General features: G+C 42.7%; 21 protein-coding genes. 16 read left to right on the plus strand and 5 right to left on the minus strand.

Features of this window, described 5'->3' with window-relative positions:
• Window positions 1-105 precede the first annotated feature (105 nt).
• The 10 genes from DWW85_RS08320 to DWW85_RS08365 all read left to right on the plus strand — a co-directional run bounded on the left by DWW85_RS08320 (window position 106) and on the right by DWW85_RS08365 (window position 10,586).
• Window positions 106-492, plus strand: a complete 387-nt coding sequence (locus DWW85_RS08320) for a MerR family transcriptional regulator (protein ID WP_117808355.1) — start codon at window positions 106-108, stop codon at window positions 490-492.
• A gap of 5 nt (window positions 493-497) precedes the next feature.
• Window positions 498-2,249 (plus strand): 1-deoxy-D-xylulose-5-phosphate synthase, encoded by a 1,752-nt coding sequence (locus DWW85_RS08325; RefSeq protein WP_117785554.1) that lies wholly within the window; start codon window positions 498-500, stop codon window positions 2,247-2,249.
• A gap of 65 nt (window positions 2,250-2,314) precedes the next feature.
• Window positions 2,315-2,878: an alkyl hydroperoxide reductase subunit C gene (gene ahpC / locus DWW85_RS08330; RefSeq protein WP_117785555.1), complete on the plus strand. Its 564-nt coding sequence runs from the start codon at window positions 2,315-2,317 to the stop codon at window positions 2,876-2,878.
• 2 nt (window positions 2,879-2,880) lie between these two features.
• On the plus strand, window positions 2,881-4,626 hold the full coding sequence (locus tag DWW85_RS08335) for an FAD-dependent oxidoreductase (protein ID WP_021944811.1): 1,746 nt from the start codon (window positions 2,881-2,883) through the stop codon (window positions 4,624-4,626).
• 173 nt (window positions 4,627-4,799) lie between these two features.
• On the plus strand, window positions 4,800-5,147 hold the full coding sequence (locus DWW85_RS08340) for a type II toxin-antitoxin system RelE/ParE family toxin (RefSeq protein WP_008399964.1): 348 nt from the start codon (window positions 4,800-4,802) through the stop codon (window positions 5,145-5,147).
• Window positions 5,148-5,152: 5 nt separating this feature from the next.
• Window positions 5,153-5,464, plus strand: a complete 312-nt coding sequence (locus DWW85_RS08345) for a helix-turn-helix domain-containing protein (RefSeq protein ID WP_021944812.1) — start codon at window positions 5,153-5,155, stop codon at window positions 5,462-5,464.
• A 449-nt stretch (window positions 5,465-5,913) separates the two neighbouring features.
• Window positions 5,914-6,582, plus strand: coding sequence for a response regulator transcription factor (locus DWW85_RS08350; protein ID WP_021944813.1), 669 nt, complete (start codon window positions 5,914-5,916; stop codon window positions 6,580-6,582).
• Between the two features lie 25 nt (window positions 6,583-6,607).
• Window positions 6,608-8,263: a HAMP domain-containing sensor histidine kinase gene (locus DWW85_RS08355; RefSeq protein ID WP_117808304.1), complete on the plus strand. Its 1,656-nt coding sequence runs from the start codon at window positions 6,608-6,610 to the stop codon at window positions 8,261-8,263.
• A gap of 23 nt (window positions 8,264-8,286) precedes the next feature.
• A complete protein-coding gene (locus tag DWW85_RS08360; RefSeq protein WP_008399958.1) occupies window positions 8,287-9,303 on the plus strand; it encodes a LysR family transcriptional regulator in 1,017 nt (338 codons plus the stop codon).
• Window positions 9,304-9,470: 167 nt separating this feature from the next.
• Window positions 9,471-10,586: a 5-methyltetrahydropteroyltriglutamate--homocysteine S-methyltransferase gene (locus DWW85_RS08365; RefSeq protein ID WP_021944816.1), complete on the plus strand. Its 1,116-nt coding sequence runs from the start codon at window positions 9,471-9,473 to the stop codon at window positions 10,584-10,586.
• 165 nt (window positions 10,587-10,751) lie between these two features.
• Here DWW85_RS08365 and DWW85_RS08370 read toward each other — a convergent pair whose 3' ends face one another.
• Window positions 10,752-12,080 carry a sodium-dependent transporter gene (locus DWW85_RS08370; RefSeq protein ID WP_117808305.1) on the minus strand — a complete coding sequence of 443 codons (1,329 nt, stop codon included), beginning with the start codon at window positions 12,078-12,080 and terminating at the stop codon, window positions 10,752-10,754.
• A 423-nt stretch (window positions 12,081-12,503) separates the two neighbouring features.
• Between DWW85_RS08370 and DWW85_RS08375 the strand changes: the two genes are divergently transcribed.
• Genes DWW85_RS08375 through sufU form a run of 6 tightly spaced genes read left to right on the plus strand, consistent with a single transcriptional unit; the run spans window position 12,504 to window position 17,861 of the window.
• Window positions 12,504-12,929 carry an Rrf2 family transcriptional regulator gene (locus DWW85_RS08375; RefSeq protein WP_021943695.1) on the plus strand — a complete coding sequence of 142 codons (426 nt, stop codon included), beginning with the start codon at window positions 12,504-12,506 and terminating at the stop codon, window positions 12,927-12,929.
• Window positions 12,930-12,952: 23 nt separating this feature from the next.
• Window positions 12,953-13,714 carry a Fe-S cluster assembly ATPase SufC gene (gene sufC, locus DWW85_RS08380; protein WP_008399954.1) on the plus strand — a complete coding sequence of 254 codons (762 nt, stop codon included), beginning with the start codon at window positions 12,953-12,955 and terminating at the stop codon, window positions 13,712-13,714.
• Window positions 13,715-13,739: 25 nt separating this feature from the next.
• Window positions 13,740-15,146: a Fe-S cluster assembly protein SufB gene (sufB, locus tag DWW85_RS08385; protein ID WP_021943693.1), complete on the plus strand. Its 1,407-nt coding sequence runs from the start codon at window positions 13,740-13,742 to the stop codon at window positions 15,144-15,146.
• Window positions 15,147-15,159: 13 nt separating this feature from the next.
• Window positions 15,160-16,251, plus strand: a complete 1,092-nt coding sequence (locus DWW85_RS08390; protein WP_117808306.1) for a SufD family Fe-S cluster assembly protein — start codon at window positions 15,160-15,162, stop codon at window positions 16,249-16,251.
• Window positions 16,232-17,449, plus strand: coding sequence for a SufS family cysteine desulfurase (locus tag DWW85_RS08395; protein WP_117808307.1), 1,218 nt, complete (start codon window positions 16,232-16,234; stop codon window positions 17,447-17,449). The genes DWW85_RS08390 and DWW85_RS08395 overlap by 20 nt, the downstream gene beginning before the upstream one ends.
• Entirely contained in the window at window positions 17,439-17,861 is a 423-nt protein-coding gene (gene sufU, locus DWW85_RS08400) for a Fe-S cluster assembly sulfur transfer protein SufU (RefSeq protein WP_008399947.1), read from the plus strand. The genes DWW85_RS08395 and sufU overlap by 11 nt, the downstream gene beginning before the upstream one ends.
• Window positions 17,862-18,110: 249 nt before the next feature.
• Here sufU and DWW85_RS08405 read toward each other — a convergent pair whose 3' ends face one another.
• The 4 genes from DWW85_RS08405 to DWW85_RS08420 all read right to left on the minus strand — a co-directional run bounded on the left by DWW85_RS08405 (window position 18,111) and on the right by DWW85_RS08420 (window position 21,637).
• Window positions 18,111-18,935 carry an amino acid ABC transporter ATP-binding protein gene (locus DWW85_RS08405; protein WP_117808308.1) on the minus strand — a complete coding sequence of 275 codons (825 nt, stop codon included), beginning with the start codon at window positions 18,933-18,935 and terminating at the stop codon, window positions 18,111-18,113.
• Complete coding sequence (locus DWW85_RS08410) at window positions 18,919-19,629, minus strand: amino acid ABC transporter permease (RefSeq protein ID WP_117785562.1); 711 nt, start codon at window positions 19,627-19,629, stop codon at window positions 18,919-18,921. The genes DWW85_RS08405 and DWW85_RS08410 overlap by 17 nt, the downstream gene beginning before the upstream one ends.
• A 145-nt stretch (window positions 19,630-19,774) precedes the next feature.
• Entirely contained in the window at window positions 19,775-20,656 is an 882-nt protein-coding gene (locus DWW85_RS08415; protein WP_347470675.1) for a transporter substrate-binding domain-containing protein, read from the minus strand.
• A 102-nt stretch (window positions 20,657-20,758) separates the two neighbouring features.
• Window positions 20,759-21,637, minus strand: coding sequence for a YitT family protein (locus tag DWW85_RS08420; protein WP_044944542.1), 879 nt, complete (start codon window positions 21,635-21,637; stop codon window positions 20,759-20,761).
• Window positions 21,638-21,651: the final 14 nt, after the last annotated feature.

Here is a 21,651-nt window from a genome sequence, read left to right on the forward strand (position 1 = left end):
TATCACAATAAACATTTCATCTATAGACTGGCAAAAAATATCTTGACTTTGAGTGAACTCCAAGTGCTATAGTAAGGAAAAACCAAATGAAGGATGGTGGCGCAGATGACGATCAAGGAAGTAAGTGAGAAATTTGGTATCTCACAGGATACCCTTCGGTATTATGAGCGTGTAGGACTGATTCCACCGGTTACAAGAACTCCGAGTGGAATCAGAGATTATCAGGAATCGGATCTCGGCTGGGTAGAAAATGCAGTTTGTATGCGGAATGCAGGCGTTCCGATCGAGGCATTGATTGAATATGTGAAACTGTATCAGATGGGAGATACGACGTTTGAAGCAAGACGACAGCTATTGCAGGAACAATATGACGCATTGCAGGAACAGAAAGAACAGATCGAGGAGACCATGAAGCGGCTTGCCTATAAGGTATCGCGCTATGAGAAAGCGGTACAGACCGGCGTATTGTCATGGGATAAGGAGGATTGTTAGAAATTATGTATATTGAACAGATTAACGGACCTGAAGATGTAAAAAAATTGAATATAGAAGAGATGACGGCGATGGCAGCAGAGATGCGGCAGGCACTGCTTGTCCGGGCAAGTAAGCATGGCGGACACTTTGGCCCGAATTTTGGTATGGTAGAAGCAACGATTGCGATGCATTATGTATTTGAGTCACCAAAGGACAAGATCGTATATGATGTATCCCACCAGAGCTATCCGCATAAGATGCTGACAGGCAGAAAGGATGCTTATCTCTACGAAGAACATTACGATGATGTATCCGGATATACAAATCCAAAAGAAAGTGAGTATGATTTCTTTGAGATCGGACATACATCTACATCTGTCAGTCTTGCCTGTGGCCTTGCGAAAGCCAGAGATCTGAAAAAGGAAGACGGCAACGTGATCGCTGTGATCGGTGATGGTTCATTAAGCGGTGGCGAGGCATTGGAAGGTCTTGACTATGCGGCTGAGCTTGGTGGCAATCTGATCATTGTTGTAAATGATAATGACATGTCGATCGCTGAGAATCATGGTGGTTTGTATCAGAATCTGAAACTGCTTCGTGAGACAAATGGGCAGGCAGAATGTAATCTGTTCCGTGCGATGGGACTTGATTATGTATATGTAGATAAAGGAAATGATATTGCTGCATTGATCGCAGCATTTGAATCTGTAAAAGACAGTAAGAAACCGGTTGTCGTGCATATTAAAACTTTAAAAGGAAAAGGCTATGCACCGGCAGAACAGAATAAGGAACAGTGGCATTGGTGTATGCCATTTGACCTTGAAACAGGAAAGCCTTTGATGGAATTTGACGGAGAAGATTATTCCGACGTAACCAGAGATTATCTCTTAAAGAAAATGAAGGAAGATCCATCTGTAGTTACGATCACATCGGCAACACCTACCGTTATGGGATTTACAGAGGATAAGAGAAAAGAAGCGGGCAGCCAGTTTATTGATGTAGGTATCGCAGAGGAGACAGCGGTTGCACTGGCATCCGGTATTGCGGCAAATGGCGGCAAGCCTGTATATGGTGTATACAGTTCATTTATCCAGCGGACATATGATCAGTTGACACAGGATCTGTGTATCAATAACAACCCTGCAACGATCGTTGTATTTGCGGGATCTGTATATGGAATGAATGATGTGACACATCTTGGATTACAGGATATTCCGATGCTTACAAGTATTCCGGGGCTTGTGTATCTGGCACCGACAACCAAAGAGGAATATCTGGCAATGCTTGACTGGAGCGTGGAGCAGACAGAGCATCCGGTTGCAATCAAGCTTCCGGGAGCTGCGATGGTATCGGACGGAAAGGCTGTAACAAAGAATTTCAGTCAGTTAAATAAATACGAAGTAACTAAAAAGGGAAGCAAGATTGCCGTTATCGGTGCAGGTACTTTCTATCAGCTTGGAACAGATGCGGCAGCACTGATCGAGGAGCAGACAGGAGTTGCGCCAACCATCATTAACCCACTGTATGTTTCCGGTATGGATGAAGAACTTCTGAATGATCTGAAGAAAGATCATGATATCGTAATTACATTAGAGGATGGTTATCTGGAAGGTGGCTTCGGTCAGAGAATCGCCGGCTTCTATGGTGATTCTGATATGAAGGTTCTGAATTACGGTTTAAAGAAATTCTTCTATGACCGCTACGATGTAAATGAAGTATTAAAAGAAAATCATCTGACAGCAGAACAGATTGCAGAAGATGTGAAGAAGGTTTAACAGTATAAAAAATCGCTTACAGGTAATATTAATCAGAAATAATGTTTGATAAAGGAGATTAAACAATGTCGATGATTAACAGAGAAGTAAGCGATTTTTTTGTGCATGCATATCAAAATGGTGAATTTAAAACGGTAACCAGGGACGACATATTAGGCGGATGGAGTGTATTTTTCTTCTATCCCGCAGATTTTACATTTGTCTGCCCGACGGAGCTGTCAGATCTGCAGGATAAATATAAGGATTTTAAAGCTGCCGGCTGTGAGGTTTATTCCATATCAACAGATACGCATTTTGTGCATAAGGCATGGCATGATACATCGGAAAAGATTGGAAAGATCACGTTTCCGATGTTGGCAGATCCAAATCATGAATTATGTGAAGATTTTGAAGTGATGATCGAATCAGATGGGATGGCTGAACGTGGCAGCTTCATCATCAACCCGGAAGGGCGAATTGTTTCCTATGAAGTCAGTGCAGGCAATGTCGGGCGAAATGCAGATGAACTGTTTCGTAAATTGCAGGCATGCCAGTTTGTTGCGGAGCATGGAGACGAGGTCTGCCCTGCCAAATGGCAGCCGGGAGAAGCTACACTGCGTCCAAGTCTGGATCTTGTAGGGAGATTGTAAGAATGAAGAATGAAAATATGTATGATGTGATGATTGCAGGCGCGGGACCGGCGGGGCTTACAGCAGCTATTTATCTGGCGAGAGCCTGTTACCGGGTGCTTGTTGTCGAGAAAGAGAAGATTGGTGGACAGATCACGATCACAGAAGAGGTGGTGAACTATCCGGGAATAGAGAAAACAGATGGAAAATCCCTGACCGCTGCTATGTACAGACAGGCAAAGAATTTTGGTGCAGAATTCCTGATGGCAGAGGTTGAAAAGCTGGATGTAGATGGAGAATATAAAATCGTGCATACAAATAAGGGCGACTTTTCCTGTTATGGAATTCTGCTCGCAACCGGAGCACATCCGAGAATGATCGGATTTGAGGGGGAGAAACGGTTTAAAGGACGGGGCGTAGCTTATTGCGCAACTTGTGATGGAGAGTTCTTCACCGGCAAGGAAATATTTGTTGTGGGTGGCGGTTATGCTGCTGCGGAGGAAAGTGTATTCCTTACCAAGTATGCCAGCCATGTGACGATATTGATCCGGGGCGAAGATTTTTCCTGCCCTAAGTCATCGGCGGATAAAGCCAGAGCAAATGAAAAAATTACGGTGCTTACCAGTACTGAGATCGTCCGCGCGGAGGGTGAAGATGTCCTGACAACACTGGTGTATAAAAATGTGAAAACAGGAGAAGAAAGTGTATATCATGCGCCAAAAGGAGATACGTTTGGTATTTTCGTATTTGCCGGATACGAGCCGGAGACTTCGTTGCTACAGGGAAAAGCAGAGATTGATGAAAAGGGATATGTAATTACGGATGCTTCCAGACAGACCAGTATATCGGGTGTTTATGCGGCTGGCGATGTCTGCCAGAAAAATCTTCGTCAGGTAGTGACGGCAGTCGGTGATGGTGCAGTTGCAGCGACAGAGCTTGAACGGTATGTGGCAGCCATGCAGAAAAAGAATGGAGCAAAGCCATCACGGAATTTGCGGGAAAATAAACAATCAAAGGAGAAGAATGTTACACAGGAGAAAAAGCGTGAAGGAATGCAGCCTGTGGTCGCTGAAAATACCGGATATGAAATGCATAAAACGGGACAACAGAAACAGCCGGAAGCAGAAGATTCATTGTCGGACGAGTTCTTTGATGAAGAGACGGAAAAGCAGTTAGATGAGGTCTTTGACCGCATGGCGCATCCGCTGATCCTGAAATTATATCTGAATCAGAAGCAGGAGTCAGTGCAGCTAAAACAATATATGGAAGCTATGAGCAGACGAACCGAAAAGCTCAGTGTAATCGTAGCAGAGGAAGGGGCAGACGGGGATTCTGTTCCGGCAAACGAACGACCATTTGTCAGGATTTTGGGAGAAGACGGAAGTGATACCGGGCTTGGCTTCCATGGTGTACCGGGTGGACATGAATTCACTTCTTTTGTGATTGGATTGTATAATGCTGCCGGACCGGGACAAGAAGTGGATGCACAGATTATGGAGCGTATTCATGCGATCAAAAAGCCGCTTCATATCAAGATTCTTGTAACACTTGCCTGTTCCATGTGCCCCGATCTTGTCATCGCAGCACAGAAAATAGCCGCAGAAAATCCACAGGTTACAGCAGAGATTTACGATGTGATGCTATATCCATCTTATCAGAAACGCTATAAGGTTATGAGCGTACCATGCCTTGTTGTGAACGATGAACATGTAGCATTTGGAAGAAAGACATTACCGGAGCTATTAGACTATTTGGATGAGATTTTATAAAATAATAGAGCATCTCTTTACTGGATATATATTCGGTAAAGGGATGCTCCTTTTATTTTGAATAATTTGTGATCGTGTAAAATAGGATATTAGACAAAACAGATTAAATAAAAAGATTGACACCCTACAAAATAGGGTATACTATTTAGAAAAAAGGAGGGATGAATTAGCGAATGATAAGAACATTTATTGAAATACCATTATTTACAAAACGGTGGAAAGAAATAGGGCTTGGGGAAGATGAGTTACGAGCATTGCAAATTATGCTATTAAAAAATCCAGAATCAGGACCGGTAATGGAAGGAACTGGTGGAATACGTAAGGTACGGTTCCCATTAGAAAATAGAGGAAAGAGTGGTAGTGTTCGTGTATGTTATACGGATTTTGCAGAATATGAAGTTACCTATCTAATAACTGCATTTGAAAAGAAAAGTCAGGAAAATCTGACAAATGAAGAAAAAAATGTACTTAAGAAGTTGGTAAAATCTTTGAAAGAGGAAACGGCAAAGAATAGGAGATGATTTCTATGGGTTCATTATTTGATGATTTAAAACAGGGATTGGAAGAAGCAATAGAGTATGAAAAAGGACAGGGAAAAGCTCGCGTAAAAACATATATGATAATGCCAGTGAAAGAATATTCAAATACAGAAATTCGTGAGATCAGGATGCGGGCAGGAATGACACAGGGAGTTTTTGCATCTTATATGGGTGTTTCGAAGAAAACAGTAGAGGCATGGGAGTGTGGCAGAACACACCCAACCGGACCAGCGTTTCGTTTGCTTGATATCTTAGCTTCCGAAGATCTGGATGAAACAGAATTTGTAGTAGCAAAATAATAAGAAGAAAAAATAAAAAGAACGTCCTTCTGCCTGGTATCAATGTTCATTAATATAACATCAGTGAGATTTCGTTGTGCGGTGCACATAACCAGATCAGAGTAAGCTACACTAAGCTCAAACTACGCTAATGCTTGTTTTCACTAAGTGTACTTACATGGCACGCACTAACCTCAGACTTCGTGTTAACGCTCGTCTTCACTAAGTGCTCCGCTCAGCCGCAGGCGAGTTAGCACAGGAGTATTTACGAATAAGTTATGTGCAACAAACAGAAATCGTAACGAGTTATATAATGGGCATTGATACCAGGCAGAAGGACGTTCTTTTCGTTTTGAAAACTTACATTTGTGTACAACAGGATACAAATAGGATATAATTGCCATGTATGATAGGTTCAGAATCTAAGATATCGAGAGATTAAAAAATGAATTCTGGAAATGGGGAGCGCTATGAGTTACAACATTTTACTGGTAGAAGATGAAGCAGGAATTGCAGAGGGCATCATGGATTACATGAAAGAGAGTGAGATCACATTTACCTGGGCGGCGGACGGAGACGAGGCACTTGCTCTGGTGTACGAACATGAATATGATCTGGCACTTTTAGATGTGATGCTGCCGGGGGCAGATGGATTTGAGATATGCAGAGCCATCCGGGCAAAGAGTTACGTTCCGATCATTTTTCTGACCGCCAGAGGCAGAGAAGAAGACCGGCTTTATGGGTACGATCTCGGTTGTGATGATTACGTTGTGAAACCATTTTCCATGGCAGAGCTTCAGGCGAAGATCCAGTCATTTTTGCGTAGGTCGAAAGGCTTGTGGACGAAGAATCAGGTGATCCAGGTGGGAGACATCAAGATGTATCCGGACAGACTGCTTGTTGAGGCAGCAGGAGAAGAGGTCCGGCTTGCACCAAAAGAATATGCGATGCTCAAATACCTGATGGAGCATAAGGGCATGATCGTGACAAGGGATGATATGCTTGTCCGGTTATGGGGGTATGATTACGATGGTGGTGACCGTGTGGTTGACAACCATGTAAAGAAGCTTCGCAAAGCACTTGGTGACAGCGGTAAACTGGTAAAGACTGTATTTGCAAAAGGATATCGGATGGAGTAATCAGATCAGAGAGGTGGACTATTATATGAAGAAAAAAGAAAAGAAATATTATGGAAAAAAGAAGAAGTTTTATTCCTTCTTTTTAAAGATTTTTATTCCGTTTATTATTGTAACATCGATACTTGGGGGTATCATTACAGCATTTTTAAACCTGACATTTCAGAATAATATATCGAGCAATGTGCAGGCAGCAGAAAAGACGATCCGTCAGGCAGGCGTGAAATACTGGGATATTTATCAGACGGAGCTTGAAGAACAGAAAGACGCAGAGTACGAGTTCCAGACACCGTATAATCATTATATTGGAAATATGATATATTTGAATAATCTGTCAATGGCTGTGTTAAATGACAGCGAGGTGGTCAGTATGCAGGGATTTATTCATCTGTATCAGAAGGACGATGCCGGTAATCTGACCGAGATCACGGATCAGAAGGATAAGGTATTTCTTCAGATCAATGATACATCTGAGAACAAATATATGTTGTATTGTGATAATGATATATTTGGAACTGCTGTTCCTGAAATGAAGGATATGTCTGCGGATTTTTCATTCGATAAAATGAATGAGGTCTATGTGTCAGGAATGCAGTTTTATCCGGCTTCCTATACCTGTTTTGCAGATGGGGAGGAACAGGAAAGAACGGTATCAGAGATACCGGATGGTTATGTGAAGCTGGATCAGAGTTCGGAATTTACCATTCCGCATGGAGTCGTTGGCTGTATACCAACATCGTTAAAGGTTGATCGGTATACAGGTACGGATGATATCGTGAATGATTATCAGAATAATTCCAATTGGGAATATGTGGAAGATATAGAAAAATGTGCATACGGCACACATACAGTCTATGCATTTCCTATCAACAATGATAATACTGCTTTTGCGGTCATAGATTATCATTATAATATTGCAAAGTCATTGATGGGACATATGATCATTTACACATGGCTTGGAGTAGTGCTTGGAAGTGCATTGATCTCACTTGTGATCGCATATATAATGTACAGATCTTATAAATCAGCGTATGATATGGAGCAGTACAGACGAACAACTTCAAATGCGATGGCGCATGATCTCAAAAGCCCGCTTGCCGTTATTTCTCTGTATGCCGAGAATCTGAAATCAGGAAAGAATCCTGAGAAGAACCAGTATTATATGGAAGGGATATTAAATGAAGTAAAGGCAATGAATGAACAGGTTGCATCCATCCTTGATATGGCAAAGGCAGAGGATGTAAATACAGAGCTTCATAAGACTAAAGTTGATATTGGAAGCATCATAAATACGGCAGCAGAGGTATATGCGGAAACAATTAAAACTAAAAATATCAGGCTTGACATTCAGGGAAGCTGCCAGATCGATGCAGACGAGACTCTGATGTATCAGGCAGTTATGAATATGATGGATAATGCGGTTAAGTATGTTACAAAGGATGGAAAGATCACAGTTCAGATGAGCAATGAGAGCCTTTCCATTCAGAATACAAGCAAGCCGATTCCGGAAGATGTTTTAAAGAGTATCTGGAATCCATTTGTCAAAGGGGATAACAGCAGACATGGACACAAAGGAACCGGGCTTGGCTTATCCATCGTCAAAACCATCATGGATCGCCATGGATTTACCTGTGAGATGAAAAATGCAGATGATGGTGTGGAAGTAAAGGTGGACTTCAGATAAGTTAATAATAAGGAGTGCCGGCAATGACATTACAACAGTTAAAATATGTGATAACAGTAGCGGATACTGGAACGATCACGGAAGCAGCAAATAAGCTGTATATTTCGCAGCCAAGTCTGACAAATGCGATCCATGAACTGGAAAAGGAAATGAATATCGTCATTTTCAACCGGACGAATAAGGGTATCAGTCTTTCAAAGGAAGGAGAGATATTCTTAGGATATGCAAGACAGGTTTTAGAGCAGGCGGCTATTTTAGAAGACAAATATAAGGGAAATGATGGTGGCAAGAAACAGTTCTGTGTATCAACCCAGCATTATTCATTTGCCGTTAATGCGTTTGTAGATCTGGTCAAGCAGTATGGACAGGATGAATATGATTTCAGTATACGGGAGACACAGACTTATGAGATCATCGAAGATGTAGCAAGGATGAGAAGTGAGATCGGAATCTTATTCCTGAATGATTTTAATGAAGCAGTATTGCGTAAGCTCCTGCGTTCGCATGATCTGGAATTTCATTTGCTGTTTGTAGCCAGACCGCATGTATTTATCAGCAGAAAACATCCACTTGCCGACAAGACGGTCATAACAAATGAAGAACTTGAGGACTATCCATATCTCTCATTTGAACAGGGAGAGCATAATTCCTTTTATTTTTCAGAAGAGATTTTCTCATCTTTTGAGCGGAAACGGAATATCCGTGTCCGGGACAGAGCTACGTTATTTAACCTGCTGATCGGGTTAAATGGCTATACCGTGTGCAGCGGTGTGATCGATAAGAAACTGAATGGTAGAGACATCATAGCAGTTCCTCTTGCAGATGAGAGTGATATGCGGATCGGATATATCACACATAAGAAAGGAATGATCAGCCGGCTGGGAAATACATATTTGGAGGTTCTGAAAAAATATCTGGGTCCGGAACCGCCCAGACGAAAACTGGAACATCGGGGACGCTTTAATGAACTTGGCAGAGATGGGGAAATGCTGACGGATGTTACAGATAAGATAGATGAACATATAAAGAAGCTGAAATAAAACCAAAAAGGATTTTGTTTTGATATAGTTTAAAACTATGGCAAACAGAATCCTTTTTGTATTATACAGATCTTGTCCGTTGTCATATAATAAGCGGGAAATCACGGCTGGAAAATAAGCAGAGTGGTTATTATGGAAATGATTTGAATTATATGGAGGATAAAGCAATGAGTCAGTTACAGACACCATTTCGTTATGATTATGTAGGAAGCTTTCTTCGCCCTGCAAAATTAAAGAAGGCGAGAAGACAGTTTGATAAGGGAAATATCTCATACGATGAATTAAAGAAAGTAGAAGATGAAGCGATCACAGAGCTTATAACAAAGATAAAAGAATCAGGCTATCATGTTATTACAGATGGTGAATTCCGTCGTGCAACCTGGCATCTTGATTTTATGTGGGGATTTGATGGAATCGGACATACACCTACAAAGACAGGCCTTCCATTCCATGGTGAAGCAGCTATGGTTGATGATACTTATCTGGTCGGAAAAGTCGGTATATCCAAAGAGCATCCATTTGTAGAGCATTTTAAGTTCGTAAAACAGTTTGAAGATGAGAATACAGTAGCAAAACAGACAATGCCATCTCCGGCTCAGTTTCTTGCGCAGTTTACGATGCCATTCAACCGTGTGGAGACAGAGAAATACTACACATCCGATGCAGATCTGGTAAAGGATATTGTAGATGCATATGGAAAAGTGATCCAGGATCTGTACAATGCAGGATGCAGAAATATCCAGCTTGATGACTGTACCTGGGGCATGATGGCAGACAGGAGCGGACATCTTGCATATGGTACAACTGCGGATGGATTAAAGGAAATTCAGAAGATCCATAAGGATATCAATAATCAGGTAATCGCAAATGCACCAAAGGATCTGACGATCAATACACATGTATGTCGTGGTAATTTCCATTCTACTTATGCAAACAGTGGTGCTTATGATCCTGTGGCAGATATCCTGTTCGGAGAGGAAAATGTAAATGCGTATTATCTGGAATTCGATGATGAACGTTCCGGCGGATTTGCTCCGCTTGCAAAGGTTTCCGGTGATAAGAAGGTTGTGCTTGGTCTTATTACAACGAAATCACCAAAGCTTGAAAATAAGGAAGAAGTAATTGCCCGTATAAAGGAGGCTGCAAATTATATTCCACTTGACAGATTGTATCTCAGCCCACAGTGTGGATTTGCATCCTGTGAGATCGGTAATAAGCTGACCGAGAAAGAACAGTGGGATAAGCTTCGTCTTGTAAAAGAGATTGCAGAAGAAGTGTGGTAGAGCTATAATAAAGAATGTGACAGGTCACAGTTATGGGCTGGTCGAAAGACCCAGGTCCAACCAAAAGAACAGGCGGGGAAACTCCCCGCCGTTTTTATATCACATATTTAGAAATAAAGGTATAAAATAAAATCCGCAATGTTTTGATATATTGCGGATTTTATTTTAAAACGATATATGTTTAAACAACGCAACTGCACATAATACAATGGCAAGTGGTACATAGAGGTAGCGTCCGATGGAATACCAGAGTGTGCCACGATTCTTTTTGCTGCCGCAGTTGACAGCTTCGAGCAGTTCATCCTTCTTCATGACATAGAACCATGAGACAGCACCGATGGTTGCGCCGATCGGGATAATGTAGATAGAAACAATATCCATCCAAGGTCCCCATTTGGAGATCGTCTCCATACCGATGCCACAGCCAAGGCATAACACACCGATGATGATCAGGACTGCGGTACGGCTGAGCTTCGGAAACTGGTGTAAGAGTGATTCAGCAACCGCTTCAAACATATTCTGAAGGGAACTTACACCGGCGAAGATCATTGCTATATACAGGATAATTGCAAATAACCGTCCGAGCGGAATGTTCTGTAAGATGGTCGGCAGGGTAACAAAGAGAAGGCTTGGACCTGCCCCGACATCAACGCCATAAGAGAAACATGCCGGGATAATGACCAGTGCTGCGACAACGGCAGCGATCGTATCAAAGATTGCAGTATGTCTGGCAACTCCGACAACATCTTCATCCTTTGACAGATAAGCGCCATAGACGATCATGCCGCTTCCCGTAACTGACAGGGAGAAGAATGCCTGTCCCATTGCCCAGATCCAGATCATAGGATCAGCAAGCTTTGACCAGTCCGGTGCGAACATGAACTTATATCCTTCCGCTGCGCCCGGAAGCATAGCAACACGGACTGCAAGGATCAGAAAAATGATGAAGAATAACGGCATCATGATCTTATTTGTCTTTTCTATACTATGTGCACCGAAGAACAGAGTCAGAAGCGTTCCGGCTACCACGATAATGTGAAGCGGGATCACGGAGAACGGTTTGGATGAAAATGACTCAAACCAGACTGCTGTATCTTCATGCATTAAAGTTCCGATCAGAGAATCAAGGAAGGCTTTTAAAATATACGAAACGATGATCGCATAACCGATCGCGATACATAAGGAGCCTGCAAGTGGAAGCCAGCCAAGCAGTCCACCTGCAGTACCGGCTTTTTTACCTCTTGTTTCCCATGCATATTTATAAGCACCAAGTGTTCCTGTTCCGGCTCTTCGTCCGATCGCAAATTCGGTCGGAAGTGCCACATAGCTGAATATAAAGATAAAAAGCAGGTAGATCAGCAGAAATGCGCCGCCACCATTACTTCCCAATTTATTTGGAAATCCCCAGACATTTGCCATACCAACGGCAGAACCAACAGAAGCCAGAATGAACCCCCATCTGCTTCCAAAACTTTTCGTATTTTTATTACTCATAAACTAACCCTATCTATTTCTTTATTATATAGATGATTGCGTAATTCAGATTTATAAACTAGCATGAATGGTTTGACTTACCAAAACAGTGGCATTTGAGTCCGCCGGTCCTCACATTTCGTACTTAGTGAGTGCTTGCACGAGCTTAGAACGAAAGCGCACCCTTGTGGTGTAGATGGCACATAAGTGGCATCTTAGTACCGTTGCAGGACGAAACGAGCGGAAGCGTCCACTGGTTGGTAATGTCAGAATCATTTATGCATATTAGTAACTAATGCTTACGCAATTATCTATACGTGCCATACTGTTCCAGTTTAAAGGTTTACAGTCGAAAAAGCAACAAAAATATTATTCACCTATTGACATGGTAGGTGAATAGGAATATTATCTTTGTAGCATAATTTGGAAAGAGGGAGAAATACTATGGTCATCTCGTCAAAAGGACGGTATGCATTACGCGTTATGGTTTATCTGGCGGTAAATCATGATGGCAGTTTTATACCATTAAAAGAAATATCACAACACGAAGAGCTGTCACAGAAATATCTGGAAAGTATCACCCGGATGCTGTCAAAAGCACATCTGATCGAAGCGGCAAGCGGACATGGAGGTGGCTATCGTCTGACCAGAGAACCAGAGGAATACAGTGTGGGAGAGATCCTCAAACTGACCGAAGGAACCCTTGCTCCGGTATCCTGCCTGAAGGATGATTCAGTACCGTGTGACCGGTCGGAATTATGTTATACATTACCGATCTGGCAAGGACTTGCCGATCTGATCAATAATTATTTTGATAATATGACACTTGCCGATGTGGCAGGAAAAGCCGGACAAACAGTGAAAGAATAGATGAATATACAGGAGGCACGAATATGTCAGAGAAACAGTTATTAAATGTAAAGAATTTGTATGTAGATGTAGAGGAGAAGCAGATCCTTCACGGTGTAGATCTATCAATCGGAAAGGGTGAGACACACGTTCTCATGGGACCAAACGGAACAGGTAAATCAACACTTGGCTATGCACTCATGGGAAATCCAAGATACACCATAAAGAGCGGAGAGATCTGGTTTCAGGGTAAAAATATTACAGAGGCGCCTGTCAATGAGCGGGCGAAAGCAGGAATCTTCCTGTCCTTCCAGAATCCATTAGAGGTTCCGGGTGTGACTTTAAGTTCATTTATCAGAAATGCATTGGAGCAGAAGACAGGAAAAAGACAGCGTTTATATGATTTCAAAAAAGAGTTGGAGCGTACAATGGAGATCCTTCAGATGGATCCATCCTATGCAGAGCGTGATCTGAATGTCGGATTTTCCGGTGGTGAGAAAAAGAAGGCAGAGATCTTACAGCTCCTGATGCTGAAGCCTTCACTTGCAATCCTTGATGAGACAGATTCCGGTCTGGACGTTGATGCTGTAAGAACAGTATCTGCCGGTATCGAAGAATACCAGAAGAATTGCAAGGGCAGTCTTCTGATCATTACCCATAGCACGAAGATTCTGGAGTCCTTATCTGTTGATCATACACACGTTATGGTAGAAGGTAAGATCATACAGACCGGTGATGCATCTCTGGTAGAGGAGATCAACCGGAATGGATTTGCAAAATATGAGAAGACAGAGCAGAATCAGTAGTCTTTGAAAGGAGCATCCGATAGATATGAAAGAAAAAACATATGTAGAAGACATAGACAGAAATATATATGACTTCAAAGATGATGAAAAAGATGCTTATAAGATCAAGGCAGGACTGACGCCAGAGATCGTTGAGCAGCTTTCGAAAGAGAAACATGATCCGGCATGGATGCAGACCTTCCGTCTGGAATCCCTGCAGATCTATAATAATATGGAAGTACCAGACTGGGGACCATCGATTGAAGGTCTGAATATGGACAACATCGTAACCTATGTCAGACCAAATACAAATATGAAAGCAAAATGGTCTGATGTGCCGGAAGATATCAAGAATACATTTGAACGACTGGGCATCCCACAGGCAGAGAGAAAATCTCTTGCAGGTGTCGGAGCACAGTATGATTCCGAGCTGGTATACCACAATGTCCGTCAGGAGGTAGCTGAAAAGGGCGTTGTATATACTGATATGGAGAGTGCATTAAATGGCGAATATGCAGATATGGTAAGGAAGCATTTTATGAAGCTGGTTCGTCCGAATGACCACAAGTTCGCAGCTCTTCATGGTGCTGTATGGTCAGGCGGTTCCTTTGTATATGTGCCAAAGGGAGTATCGGTAGAGATCCCGTTGCAGTCTTATTTCCGTCTGAATGCACCGGGAGCCGGACAGTTTGAACATACCCTTATCATCGTGGATGAGGGCGCGGATCTTCATTTCATCGAAGGCTGTTCTGCACCAAAATATAACGTGGCAAATCTCCATGCCGGATGCGTGGAATTATTTGTCGGTAAGAATGCGAAGCTTCGTTATTCGACGATCGAGAACTGGTCAAAGAATATGTATAACCTGAATACAAAACGTGCAGTTGTAGAAGAAGGCGGAACGATCGAATGGGTTTCCGGTTCCTTCGGATCCCACGTATCCTACCTATATCCGATGAGTATCCTTAAGGGAAAGGGCGCAAAGATGGAATTTACCGGTATCACGTTTGCCGGAAAAGGACAGAATCTGGATACCGGAGCAAAGGTTGTTCACAGTGCACCGGATACCAGTTCCTACATTAATACAAGATCTATTTCAAAGGATGGAGGTATCAGTACTTTCCGTTCTTCCGTTGTAGTAGCAAAGGAAGCAGAGAATGCCAAGGCAGCAGTATCCTGTCAGTCGCTGATGCTGGATTCTATCTCAAGATCTGATACGATCCCGGCGATGGATATCCGTACCAGAAAGGCAAATGTAGGACATGAGGCACAGATCGGCAGTATCAGTGATGATGCGGTATTCTATCTGATGTCCCGTGGTATGAGTGAGGAAGATGCCAGAGCTTGTATCGTCAGTGGATTTGCGGACAACGTATCAAAGGAGCTTCCGCTGGAATATGCTTTGGAAATGAACAATCTGATCCGTCTGGAAATGAAGGGCAGTATAGGTTAGGAGGAAATGAGCAATGGACAAGAATACGATCAATATTAATAAACTTCCATCCAAAACATGGTACTGGCTTCATATGAATGATACAAAGGTTTCATGGAATCCGGAGATAGCACCATGTAAGGTGACGGTAGAGGAAACATTTGAAGATAAAGAGACAAACAGCCTGATATCCGGGGATGCGGCAGAATTTGTCACAGTTGAGAGTGGAGCAGGAAGAGAGGCTGATCCGATCTTTGCAGATACGCAGACAGAAAAAACAGTTCTGACTGCTTCGGACAAAGACGCGAAGGCAACAATCCGTCTGGCTGTTGATGGAACGACAGCAACATCTGCGGCAGGTGCATGTTATCTGACGGCAGAAGAAGGTACGGATACAACCATAATTGAGACATTTACAAAGAAAAGTGCGCAGGCAGGTTCACTGGCATATCGTACGATGATACAGGCAAAGAAAGACAGCCGTGTTCGTCTGGTACAGGTATTTATGCAGGATGAAGAACAGACTCTGTTAAATGATATTGGTTGTGTCTGCGATGAAAATGCAAAGTTCGATATCCTTCAGATCTTTATCGGAAAAGGTGATCTCTATAACGGAATCCGTACAGATCTTAAGGGTACAGGAGCAGATACACAGGTCGAGATCGGTTATCTTGGACAGAAGACACAGAAGATTGATGTGAACCTGATCATAAATCACTTCGGTAAGAAGACGAATTGTGAGATCCAGGTGGACGGAACTTTAAAGGATGCAGCAGAGAAAGTATTTCGTGGAACGATCGATTTCAAGAACGGTGCATCCGAATCCACAGGTGCAGAGACAGAAAATGTACTACTGCTTGGGGATGATGTGATCAATAAGACGATCCCGATCATTCTCTGTGCAGAGGAGGATGTAGAAGGTTCTCACGGTGCAACGATAGGTGAACTGGATGAGGAGACATTATTTTATTTTGAATCAAGAGGCATCGACAAGGGGACTGCGGAGGATATCATGACCCACGGCAAATTCGAGATGTTATATCGCCACATAGGAGACGAGCAGACACAGAAGCTGGTAGAAGCACAGCTTGCGGAGGCAATGGCAGATGATAGAGAAGAATTATAAAGAGGATTTTCCGTTATTACAGACAAATAAAACCATTTATATAGACAATGCAGCTACAGCACAGAAGCCGGCAGTTGTAATTGAAGCAGAGAAGCGTTTTTATGAAGAAAGCAATGCAAATCCGCTTCGTGGCTTCTATCCGCTAAGCCTTGCAGCAACAGAAGCATATGAAGATGCCAGAAAAGTTGTGTGTGATTTTATTCATGCAGATTCTGAAAAAGAAATCGTCTTTACAAGAAATACAACAGAGAGTCTGAACCTTGTTGCATACAGCTATGCATGCAGTCATTTGAAAGCAGGAGATGAGATCGCAGTCAGCATCATGGAGCATCACAGCAACATTCTCCCATGGCAGATGGCAGCGAGAATGACAGGTGCAACGGTCCGGTATCTGAACTGTGAGAAGGACGGTACTTTGACAGATGAGACACTTGCAGCAGGAATCAATGAGAAGACAAAGCTTGTAGCGATCGGACAGGTATCCAATGTTCTCGGTTGTGTGAATCCGATCAAGAAGATCGCAAAGCTTGCACATGCGGTCGGCGCGGTTATTGTAGTAGATGCGGCACAGAGCGCACCGCATATGCCGATCGATGTCAAAGATCTGGATGCGGATTTTCTTGCATTTTCCGGTCATAAGCTGATGGGACCGATGGGTATCGGCGTGTTATATGGAAAAGAAGCATTACTGGAAGAGATGCCGCCATTTATGACAGGTGGCGAGATGATCCAGTCCGTAACGACAGAAGGAGCGGTATGGGCTGAGCTTCCGCATAAGTTCGAGGCAGGAACTGTAAATGCAGCCGGTGCAGCCGGACTTGCAGCCGCAATTTCATATATTAATAAGATTGGATTTGAGACAATCGAGCAGAGAGAACTGGAACTGACCCGACATGCGATGGAAGGACTTGCAAAGATTCCGCATGTTCATGTGATCGGCTCAGAAGATCCTGCAAACCATACCGGTATTGTGGCATTTACGATCGACAATGTACATCCACATGATGTCAGTGAGATCATGGCAGCAGATGGTATCGATGTTCGTGCCGGACACCATTGTGCACAGCCGTTGCTTACTTATCTGAAGGTGTATAATACAACAAGAGCCAGCTTTATGTTCTACAATACGATAGAAGAAGTCGATGCATTTGTAGAGAGTGTTGCAAATGTCAGAAGGAGAATGGGATATGGAGAATAGAAGTTTTTATAATGAGATCCTGACGGAACACAATATCCGACCGGAGTTCAAGCATGATCTTCCGGATGCGAACATTGTACTGGAAGGTGTAAACCCGAACTGTGGGGATGATATCTGGTTGAAATTAAAAGTAGAAAACGGAATCATCGAAGACGGAGCATTTGTCGGAGACGGTTGTGCGATCTCACAGGCGTCCGCTGATATCATGCTTGGCATGATCGTCGGAAAGACCGAGGAAGAAGCGTTGAAGCTTGGAAAACTTTTCTTAAAGATGATACAGGGCGAAGCGACCGATGAAGAAATCGATGAACTCGAAGAAGCTTCCGCCTTAAAAGATATCTCCCATATGCCTGCCCGTGTAAAATGCGCAGTCCTTGGTTGGCATACTTTGGAAGAAGCGTTAAAGAAATAGTGTTAACAAAAAATAATACAGGGGTCATATATAACATTGTTCCGCAAAACACTCGCGTTCTATTCTACACGTAGCGGTTCTAAACTCTTCACCTGACGGTGAATCGTTAAGTACCGACGTGTAGAAAGGTTTGCTTCACAATGTATATATGCTCCCTGTATTATTTTTTCTGCTTTATTGCATTATATTTGTGCAAACAATTTGCGAAATAAAGGGTGTCATGCATTCTTTTATTATTTACGTTAAAAATCAAAGCACCTTCGAAAGGAAATCCTTCAGTCGAGGATTCTTCGGATTGCCAAAGAATTCTTCCGGCGTTCCGGTTTCAAGAATCTGCCCCTCATCGATGAAGAGGACTTTATTGGCAACCTCCTTGGCGAAGCCCATCTCATGAGTAACCACGATCATGGTCATTCCTTCTTTTGCAAGATCCTTCATCAGGTCGAGAACTTCTCCAACCATTTCAGGATCAAGAGCAGAAGTCGGTTCATCGAATAAAATCACATCCGGATTCATAGCAAGTGCACGGATAATGGCAACTCGCTGTTTCTGACCACCGGATAAAGTAGAAGGATATACATCTGCTTTATCTTCCAGGCCGATCCGTTTCAAAAGCTCCTCAGCCTTTGCTCTTGCTTCGGCAACGATCTGAGCCTTTGTGGTTGTGATATTGATCTTCTCCTGCTTTTCCTTGCGGAACAGGTTCGTAAGCGGAAGCATACGATTATGACGCTTTGCTTTTTTTAGATCCTGACAACGCACCAGTACAGGAGCAAGCATGATATTCTGAATAACGGTTTTGTTGTTATACAGATTAAAATGCTGGAATACCATTCCCATATGACGACGGTGGATGTTGATATCAACCTTTGGGTCTGCAATATCGACACCATTGAAGATGATCTGACCGCCGGTAGGGTCTTCCATACAGTTTAAACAGCGAAGAAATGTACTCTTACCAGAACCTGATGGACCGATTACAACCATTATATCGCCTTTATCGATCGTGACATTGATGCCTCGTAAAACCTCATTGTCACCAAAGTGTTTTTCAAGATTAATGACGTCTATCACTCTTTCTCAGGCTCCTTTCCATAAGTTTGATACCAAGGCTGATCAGAAGCACCATCACAATGTAGATCAGTGCCATAACCAGATATGGGATCATGAATTCGTAGCTGTTACTACCAATATAGTTAAATGCTACATATAAGTCAGTAGCACCAACAAAGCTTACAACAGATGTTTCCTTGATCAAAGATATAAATTCATTTCCCAGAGTAGGTAGAATATTTTTGACTGCCTGCGGGATCACGATCTTGCGCATGGTAGTTGCAAAACTAAGTCCCATGGCACGACCACCCTCCATCTGTCCGGGATCAACAGAAAGGATACCGCTTCGCATGATTTCGGAAATATAAGCCCCACTGTTTAGACCGAATACAAGCATTGACACCTGTACACCGCTCATATGACCTCCTACGATAGGGAGCAGAACATAGTAAAACAGCAGTAACTGCACGACCATAGGAGTTCCACGGAAGAATCCGACATAGACGCTGCAGATTGCATCTAAAACTCGTGGCAGTCGTTTATATTTTGGAATGACGCGGACAGTTGCAATGATGGTTCCGATCAAAATACCGATGATCAGACCGGTTATGGCGATGATAACGGTATTCTTCAGACCTTCAACAACCTTTACATATCCTCTGTTATCAATGAATATTTCTATGAACTTTTGTATTTTACTTGAAATGTCTCCCATGAAATATCCTTTCAATATCTATCAGATAACAGGTAATTGTAAAATATAGATATACTGAATCAGCAGAACTGTTTTAGCAATTTACAATTACCTGTTACCACATATTTTCTTCACGCGAGAAACGCGTGATTCTTATAGCATATTTTTACTGCATAGCATTTAATGATTTTGTAATGGCAGCAGCAGGAGCAGAATCAATAATAACATAATTTAAGTTACCATTTAACAGATCCTGAACTGCAAGAGAACCGTTCTTGTAACCGGTAGATGTCATCTTAAGACCAGCGAATCCCCAGTCATCATCACCTTCGCAGTAGAACTGTCCGGTTGTACCTGTCTGGAAACCAATCTTGCTGCTTGAATCCTTAGCGTTAAGGATTGCATTTACATCATCGGCAGTCTTACATTCGTCAAATTCTGTGTTGTCTGATGGAACGATCAGCTTCTGGGAAGCCTTGTAGTAAGAATCTGAGAAAGCTACATATTCTTCACGATCCGGCTTGATTGTAAGACCGGCCATAGCGATATCACATTTCTGCTGACCAACGGAGAGACATACAGCATCGAAATCCATGTTCTGGATAACCAGCTCCTTACCGAGCTTGTCAGCAAGTGCTTTAGCGATCTCCATATCGATTCCGTAGTAGTTCTCACCCTTTGTATACTCAAATGGTTCGAATGCAGCGTTTGTTGCTACAACTAACTGATCCTTGCTTGAGTCTAATGTAGCTGATTCAACAGCAACAGGTTCGCCATCGCCGAAGTAGTGATTGCAGATCTCTTCAAAAGAACCATCTGCATTCATATCCTTGATAAATGCATTTACCTGATCCAGTAACTCCGGCTGAGTCTTATCTACACCGAAAGCATACTGCTCATCTGTCAGATCGATCTCGATAACTTTGGCTGTCTTCTTGTCGGATGACTTTTTGCTGTCATCGCTCTTGCTTCCGCAGGCTGTCAGAGAAGCCATAGCCAGAGCTGCGGACATCGTAATTGCTAAAAATTTTTTAAGTTTCATTTTCATTACTTCCTTTCATTCTTTTCTGAATAAATATACCATTGTGTTTTGAAAAATGCAATTTATATATGCAAAAAAATGCTGAAAATTACAGGTTTTATGCAGGTTTTATAAATGCTTTTCGTATTTTCCGCCAATATGCATACCTTCTTTTACAACAACAAAGGCATGTTCATCGATATTTTTCAGTCCACGGCGGAGATGAACACATTCATATTTGGAAAGGATCGTAACGATCATATAAGTTGTTTCTTCGGTATAACCACCACGCGCCTCCCACCAGGTTGCATCCCGGTGAAATTCGTTTACGATGTAATCAAGGATGGCTTCCGGTTCTTCTTTTGTATAGATCACGACTTCGGTATTGATATTCTGCGTATGTGCTTTGTCAGTCATCAGAGTACTGACAGCGGAATAGATAATGCTGTATACGGCTGTCGGGATACCAAAAAGGATTGCACAGATGCCGTAGACAACAGCATTGACTGTCAAAGATACCTTTCCCACGCTGAAATTTTTGTATTTCTTGGTAAAGAACATACCGACGATATCCATGCCGCCACTGGAGCCGCCGGAGCGTAAGGAGATACCGATGCCTGTACCGGCGAGAAGTCCACCCATGATGCTGGCAGTCAGGCTGTCATTGACCAGAGGTGTAGCCGGAATTGGAAATATACTTAGGAATATCGTCTGGCTGATCAGGCAGACCAGTGTCCGGCTGAAGAAACTTTTGCCGATTGAGATATATGCCATGATAAATAAAGGTATATTTAAGATAAAGTTGATAATACCTGCGATATCGGTTCCTGATGCAAGCGATGGAAATACTTGGATCAGTAAGGTTCGTATGATCTGGCTGATACCAAGGACACCGCCGTTATACAGACTGGCGGGGACGATAAAGAAGTTGATTCCAGCGGCAAATAAAACCATGCCGCCGATCGCAGCAGCATTTCTCTGCCAGAGTGTTTTGTCTTTGAGATTCATATGCATGCCCTCCC

It is taken from the genome of Clostridium sp. AF17-21AC (assembly GCF_003461365.1).
Lineage (GTDB): Bacteria > Bacillota > Clostridia > Lachnospirales > Lachnospiraceae > Coprococcus > Coprococcus ammoniilyticus.